Source organism: Psychrobacter sp. AOP7-C1-14 (assembly GCF_052376135.1).
GTDB lineage: Bacteria > Pseudomonadota > Gammaproteobacteria > Pseudomonadales > Moraxellaceae > Psychrobacter.
Genome location: NZ_JBQSVH010000036.1, coordinates 1 through 5,097, shown reverse-complemented (window position 1 = coordinate 5,097; position 5,097 = coordinate 1). Strand labels below are relative to the sequence as shown.

General features: G+C 38.0%; 7 protein-coding genes. 4 read left to right on the top strand and 3 right to left on the bottom strand.

Features of this window, described 5'->3' with window-relative positions; genetic code table 11:
- Both ACT3QN_RS13565 and repM read left to right on the top strand, forming a co-directional pair.
- Positions 1-593, top strand: a 593-nt coding sequence (locus tag ACT3QN_RS13565; RefSeq protein WP_444529293.1) for a plasmid recombination protein, incomplete at its 5' end; no start/stop codon positions are given.
- Positions 594-1,032: 439 nt separating this feature from the next.
- Complete coding sequence (repM, locus tag ACT3QN_RS13560) at positions 1,033-1,980, top strand: replication initiation protein RepM (protein ID WP_087040291.1); 948 nt, start codon at positions 1,033-1,035, stop codon at positions 1,978-1,980.
- A gap of 225 nt (positions 1,981-2,205) precedes the next feature.
- Here the strand turns inward: repM and ACT3QN_RS13555 are convergent, their stop codons facing one another.
- Positions 2,206-2,724: an HPP family protein gene (locus tag ACT3QN_RS13555; RefSeq protein WP_087039981.1), complete on the bottom strand. Its 519-nt coding sequence runs from the start codon at positions 2,722-2,724 to the stop codon at positions 2,206-2,208.
- 138 nt (positions 2,725-2,862) lie between these two features.
- On the opposite strand from ACT3QN_RS13555, the gene ACT3QN_RS13550 reads away from it, so the two are divergent.
- Positions 2,863-3,414 carry a TetR/AcrR family transcriptional regulator gene (locus ACT3QN_RS13550; protein WP_087039982.1) on the top strand — a complete coding sequence of 184 codons (552 nt, stop codon included), beginning with the start codon at positions 2,863-2,865 and terminating at the stop codon, positions 3,412-3,414.
- A 324-nt stretch (positions 3,415-3,738) separates the two neighbouring features.
- On the opposite strand, the gene ACT3QN_RS13545 is transcribed toward ACT3QN_RS13550, so the two are convergent.
- Together ACT3QN_RS13545 and ACT3QN_RS13540 are read right to left on the bottom strand one after the other, a co-directional pair.
- Positions 3,739-3,963 (bottom strand): type II toxin-antitoxin system RelB/DinJ family antitoxin, encoded by a 225-nt coding sequence (locus tag ACT3QN_RS13545; RefSeq protein ID WP_087040288.1) that lies wholly within the window; start codon positions 3,961-3,963, stop codon positions 3,739-3,741.
- Between the two features lie 90 nt (positions 3,964-4,053).
- Positions 4,054-4,329: a hypothetical protein gene (locus ACT3QN_RS13540; RefSeq protein ID WP_087040289.1), complete on the bottom strand. Its 276-nt coding sequence runs from the start codon at positions 4,327-4,329 to the stop codon at positions 4,054-4,056.
- Between the two features lie 497 nt (positions 4,330-4,826).
- Between ACT3QN_RS13540 and ACT3QN_RS13535 the strand changes: the two genes are divergently transcribed.
- Positions 4,827-5,097: plasmid recombination protein (locus ACT3QN_RS13535; RefSeq protein ID WP_444529294.1), on the top strand; the 271-nt coding region annotated here is incomplete at its 3' end.

Here is a 5,097-nt window from a genome sequence, read left to right as displayed (position 1 = left end):
ATGGGGAAGAAAACATTGCGAGTATGAGTATTCATCGGGACATAAGCACACCGCACCTAGTCGCTTATGTAGTTCCTATTGACCAAAGAGGTAAGCTCAACTGTAAGGATTTTCTAGGTGGAAGGGCTAAATTAAACAAGATGCAAACCGATTTTGCCAATACGGTCGCTGATTTAGGGTTAACGAGGGGTAAAGAAGGCTCTAAAGCCAAGCATACCAGCATCAAGGAGTATTACCATGACATCAATCACGCGAGAGATTTTAGTATCGAAACCGTATCACCTAAGCCTGAAATGTTTGAAAGCAAGGCTCGGTATAGGGAAAAGGTCACAGCAGCCGTTATTGAGCAAATAGAACCGACTGTGAAGGCTGCTAACAGCATCCTAATGGACTATGAGAAAGCTAGATTGGATAAAAGCGTTGCGGAAGCGAGCTATGACACCCTTAAAAAACGTGTTGAGCCTTACTTACTGGCGACTGAAGGGTTAAATCAAGAGGAAATTGCTAGAGTAAATGAGGCAATGCAGCTAGAAAGCCGTAGAATCGCTGTAGAGAGGGTTAAATATGAAAGGGCTAGGTATCTATCAAAATAGATATTTAATGCTATTAAATCTAATCCTATAGACAGATAGAGCGGTTTCTATAGCTTATTACTAAGGTAAAAAATAAATTGATGAACAAACTAGAAAGAAAGAGTTGATCAATCATCTGATCCAAGAAGGCATAAAAAATCCAAATATTTTGTGGTAACTAATGCTTTTTTCTTTTGTCTTTTTCATTAGTAAAAAATAAAAAAAATGCTTTTAATGCTTTTAAATGCTTTTAAATGCTTTTAAGCCCTCTGTATCCCTTGCTACTAAAGGTCTGAAACCTCCATTCGAATACGTTTACTTACCCATTCGAATACGTTTACTTACCCATTCGAATACGTTTACTTACCCATTCGAATACGTTTACTTACCATTTGAATACTTGAATAAAAAAGTATTCAAAGATACAATTAAATATAAGTATTCAATTATGAAGGTTATTATGTCTAAATCTAATTTAGTGGTGAAAACCAACTATCTAAACACCGTACTACAAAATCTAAAACTATCAGAAATACGCATTGTGCAGTTAGCCGTTGTAGACGCTAGAGAAACTGGTACAGGGTTGAGTGCAGAGATACCACTTCGTATTGATGCTAAAAGATATGCTGAAGTTTTTAATACCACTCGCCAAAACGGTTATCTAATGATGAAGGACGCTGAAGATACGCTATTTAACAGACGCTTTAGCTATGTTGATGATGAAGGTAAGTTAGTTAAATCTCGTTGGTTATCCCAAGTTAGATATTTAGATGACGAAGGAGCGATTGAAGTTGTATTTACTCCAGCTGTAGTACAAGGAATTACTCGGATTGATGGGGCTGAAGAGTTTTTTACTAAATATTTACTAGAACAAACAGCTGAAATGGATAGTAATTATTCAGTAAGGCTCTATGAGCTGCTGGTTCAATGGAAGCAAGCCAAAAAAACACCTGTTTTTGAATTGGAGAAATTTAGAGGTCAGCTTGGAGTTGAAGATGATGAATATCAAACTATGAGCAACTTCAAAAAAAGGGTCTTAAACCTTGCTGTTGAAGAGATAAACGAAAAATCAGATCTCAATGTTAGTTACACTCAAAAGAAAAAAGGTCGCAAAATTGCAGGATTTAGTTTTACTGTTTATGAAAAGCCAAAAGCTAAGACGGATGTAGTTAATAAGGAGCGCGACGTTAGTACAGGAGATATGTTTACGGTCGATGGATTGAATGATAAGCAGCTAGGGCGAATTGCTCGTAACCCTGCTTTTATGGCGGAATACAATCATTTAGTAAGCCCAACTAGCCCAGCTGGGCAGTCACAGCAAGAATGGGAGTTTGAAATGGTTAACCGCCTTAAAAAAGACCCTACACAGTTTAATAAACGTCCCATCAGAGAGTATCTTGAATACTAGGTCTTATGAGTGTGTTAGATGGGTTCGGTTCCCTAGTGAGGACTTGAATCTTTGGCTGTAAGCTATTGGTATCAAAGTTTTAACTCGCTGAAATAGCCGCAGTGTACTTCATGGTGTACTTGCCATACATATTCTATTCGTGATCGGCGCGGTATACAGGCATTGAACTATAGACTAACTCTCAGAGTGTTAAGTCCCAGACAATCCCGATGCGGTTCAGGTAATTCACCACCAATAAGTCGGATACTGTTTACCTTTACCCAAATTGTTATAAATCAGCGCTACCATTACCAAAACGATTGAACCGATTAGAGTGGGTGTTATCAAAAAACTCCAATTTACTGCACCTAGCATAACTATTAAAGGGTTAGACCCAGCAGGCGGATGAGGCATTCTAAATATCAGCATTAGCGCAATGGCAGTGCCAACAGCAGTTGCCATACTCCACCAGTGAATACCAAATAACGTCATGAATACCAGTCCTGTAAAAGTCGCAATAACATGCCCACCTATAACATTTCTCGGCTGGGCAAAAGGGCTAGTAGGATAGGCAAATATTAGTAAACAACTTGCGCCAAACGATCCTAAAATCATAATAAGTTCTATTGAGCTTCCTAATATAGCAAGCGTTGCAGTGGCAATGGTGCCACCTAGCCAAGCCACTGCTATCATCGATGAAGGTAATCTCTTCGGACATTCGTTGACTTGACCGCTTAACTTATGCCAATTAAAGAATGAATGCATACTTACTCCTATCATAAATAAAAAATAAAAAGGTATAATTACAAATATACTGTTCGGTATACATTCCAAGTATACCGAACAGTATATAAAAATACTATTATTGTTATTCACTGCATAAAAATAACAGGAGCAGAACCAATGGAATTGCGAGATACTATTCTACAAAAAAGTTATGAGCTCTTTTATAAGCAAGGCTTTCACGACAGTGGAGTAGAGCTTCTAGCAAAGCGATCAGGGACTACCAAGCGGACTTTGTATGCTCATTTTGGTAGTAAAGAAGGCTTGATTGAGGAGGCGCTTAAATATCGTCATCAGATGTTTATGACTCAATTAGAAAATGACTTTGATGATTTTGAGATTGAGAAAGTAGCAGATGTTGCCACTTGCTACTTAAACTTCCTCAAGAACTGGACGTTATCAGAGGATTTTTATGGTTGTATGTTTATCAACGCTTGCGCAGAGTATTCAGATAAACAGTCTTCACCTCATTTAATAGCCAAGCAGCATAAAACTGAGGTTAGGAAATGGCTACTTGATAATTTTGAACAGATAAGTGCGGAAAATGCTAAGCAGAAATCTGACACTTTGTTTGTATTTGGCGAAGGTATTATCGTTGCCGCACAAACGGATCAGGAGTCATTAGAGTTAAATTTAGAGTTAAATACTGATTTTTTTAAGGTTTTGGATTAAATTATATCGATACAAGTTAGGTTTTAGCGTATCAGATTCCACGATAGTACTCTGGCAGTTTCAGTGCGAAATTATGGTATACCCTAGTGGAACCAGTCTATTACACCTCTAAACGATTAAAAGACTACCCTATTTAGACTTTTATTAAGGAACCACTCTAAACCGACTTTTCTCTAATCATTTGGCATATCAGTGTACACGTGTTACATAATTCGAGACTCTTACAGTAAGAAAGGAGTAAGGTGTATATGTACTAAAACAAACATTAGGGGTTTGATCATGGATGATAAAAGATTCTTTCTACGAGCAATTGGGGTTTGTGGTTTAATCTTTATTTTGGCTACGATGGTTGCCGCTAGATTTTTTTAGTGTATTAGTGCTAAGTATTGCCTGGTAATCAAAAGACAGCGGTACGCTATTGGTTTCTGCCACTTGATTCAAAAATAACTTAATCGCCTGAGAAGGTGTTAAACCATAGCCCTCAAGCACCGAAAACGCCTTTTCTTTTAATTCTTGATCAAGACGAATATTATAATTAGTCGTACTCATAGTATTACTTATCGCTTATATATGTACTCCTAATATAAGCGATAAGTACAGCCACATAAATCGATTTGTCATTCTGTGCTCCTTACTAATCTAGACAACGACAGCCTGCTCGTTCAACCCAGTAAGAAAGTCATAAACCATCTCTTCAATGCTTTTTTGCATAATATACAGCTCAGAAGTCGAATAATCTCCTAGCTCATTCCTTTCATCCATGACTTCAAACAGCTTTGTCCTAACGGCTTTCTCATGCGTCTTATCGTCAATCAAAAGCAAATTAAGCTTTACGATAGCTCTATCGTAGGCTTCTTGGGTAGCTTCAAGCTGAAGGCTTTTACTGCTAGCTACTGATACACCGATCATGCTCATAAATCACTCCGTTACTAGAATTATCTGTAGCGACAGATAATTTTTTTAGGTGAATAAGTTGTTTGTACCAGCCTAAGATTATGCCAGTGAAAAACGAGAAGTAACGCTCTTATAAGCCCTTTTTTGTAGCAGATTTTACGACAGATAAAAGACCCGTCATTTTTTACCTAATTTAATGACTACACCTTACGCACCCTAAAGGGACTGCCAAATAGCTGATATTGTTAGGTTTATTGAAATTCAGGTGTATACAAAGTGCAAACAAAATCGCTCTTAGGTATTGATTTAAAAAGAAAAAATGCGTTTACAATCTGTAAACAGCCAAGTTGAAAAACAGTGAAAAACAGCCCTTTTTTACTGCCTTTTGCCGTAAAAATTACGCTTTCGTAACGGGTGAAATTATGGTGTAGTAAGTACACTTTAGTGAAATAACACCTAATTATCAGGAAAAAGTGGCAATGAACTATGCAATTTTGAGGACGGCGAAATTGAAGACGATGGGCAACATTGGTGGCAGTCTTGCACACAGCTACCGAACGATAGAAACGCCCAATACTGACCCCAACCTCACCCCTAAAAATTATCATAGCGTTGCTACCCCTGAAGCCGTCAAACAGGCAATAAAAGACCGGCTCCCTGAAAAAAGACGCTCTGATGCGGTGCTATGTATCGAGTATTTAATAACCGCCAGTCCTGAATGGGAAGGCTGGGGAAAAAGCCAAGAAGGAGAATTTTTTAAACGATCTGCTCAGTGGCTCATGGATAAGC